Here is a 1598-nt window from a genome sequence, read left to right as displayed (position 1 = left end):
CTCCCTCGCCTGCTCCAGCCGCTCGCGCGCCTCCGCCGCCCGACCTCCCGCGACGAGCAGCCGGCCGGCGTTGAAGTGGATGCGCGCCACCTCCTGGGCATCGCCTCCCTGCTCGGCGAGGGCGAGCGCGCGCTCCAGCTCCGTCAGCGCCTGCGCCGGCTCCCCCGCGAGCACCCGCAGGCCCGCGAGCTGCGACAGGGCCCGCGCCTGCCCCACCGCGCTGGCCACCGACCGCGCCTGCTCGGCCGCGCGTGTGAAGGCCACCCGCGCCCGGTCCAGCTGCCCCAGCCGCTGCTGCAGCCGCCCCAGCAGCAGGTAGTGCTCCCAATAGAAGTCCGGCGCCCGCGCGGTGCGGTTCCCCATGCGCTGGAAGGCCCGCGCCAGCAGCTCCACCGCGGCCGTCGTCTCGCCCTTGGCCTCGCGCACCCGCGCCAGGTCTCCGAGGATGAGCGCTTCCACCTCCGGATCCGCGCTCGCCGAGGCCTGCGCCATGCTCAGGCGCACCTCCGCGTCCCCCAGCCGCCCCAGCTTCAGCTCCGCGACGGCCAGCCGCCGCGCGGCCTCCGCCCACATGCCGGGCGTCTGCATCACCGACACGCGGTCCAGCCACGGCGTCACCAGTCCGTCCACGGCCGCGGGCTCCACCTGGGTGAGACACCCCGCCGCGCGCGCGAGCACGCTCAACTGCCAGCGCACCACCGTCGCCGTCGCCCCCGGCGCCCGGCCCAGGGCCCAACGGTAGAACTCCACCGCCGCGCGCCACTCCCCCCGCGCCGCGAACCCGTCTCCCGCACGCTCGCACGCGGCCTGCGCACCGGGCGCGTCCGCGCCCAGCAGGTGGTCGGCCACGCGCACCTCGCGGGCCGGCTCCAGGGCGAAGGACTCGCGCTCCAGCGTCTCCGCCAGCTCCTCGTGCGCGCTTCGCAGCTGCGAGGGGGAGAGCCGCTCGCGCAGCACCTGCCGCGCCTCCTCGCGCGTGAAGCGGAAGATGCCGGGCTGCTGGGGCACGGGCACCACCCATTCCGTGTCGTCGAGCACCTCCGCGCCGTCCGAGCCCAGCAGCGACGACCGCACCAGCTCCGCGGAGAAGAGCGAGCCCTCCACCGCGGCGCGCTGGAGGAAGCGCAGCGACGCGGAGGGCAAGAGCTCCAGCCGTGCACCCAGCACCTGGCCCAGATCCTGGGGCAGCGCCGCGGCGGACAGCGAGCCGTTGGTCTGGAAGCCGTCCTCCGTGCGCTGCAACACGCCTACGGCAATGAGCAGCCGCACCAGCGCCAGCGCGTGCGCGGGATTGCCTCGCACCCGGTCCCCCACCGCCCGCTCCAGCGAAGGCGACAGGGACATGCCCAGGCTCGCGGTCAGCAGCGCGTTCAGCTCCGAGGACGACAGCCCCTCCAGCACCGTGGACGGCAGCGACGCCAGGGCCGTGGGCACCCCGTCCACGTCGCCCGTGCCCACCAGCGCCACGCCCAGGTCCTTCGTCGCCAGCACCGTGGCGAGCAACTCCAGCGACGTGCCATCCACGCGGTGCACGTCGTCCACCAGCAGCAGGAGCCCGGAAGGCTGCGCCACGCGCCGCAGCGCCTCCACCACCAGCC

General features: G+C 75.8%; 1 protein-coding gene. It reads right to left on the bottom strand.

The features are described 5' to 3' along the window. Nucleotides 1-1598: tetratricopeptide repeat protein (locus D7V97_RS42910; RefSeq protein WP_147445257.1), on the bottom strand; the 1598-nt coding region annotated here is incomplete at both ends.

The organism is Corallococcus sp. CA053C, assembly GCF_003611675.1.
In the GTDB taxonomy this organism is placed as follows: domain Bacteria; phylum Myxococcota; class Myxococcia; order Myxococcales; family Myxococcaceae; genus Corallococcus.
This window is presented reverse-complemented; position numbering and strand designations above follow the sequence as displayed.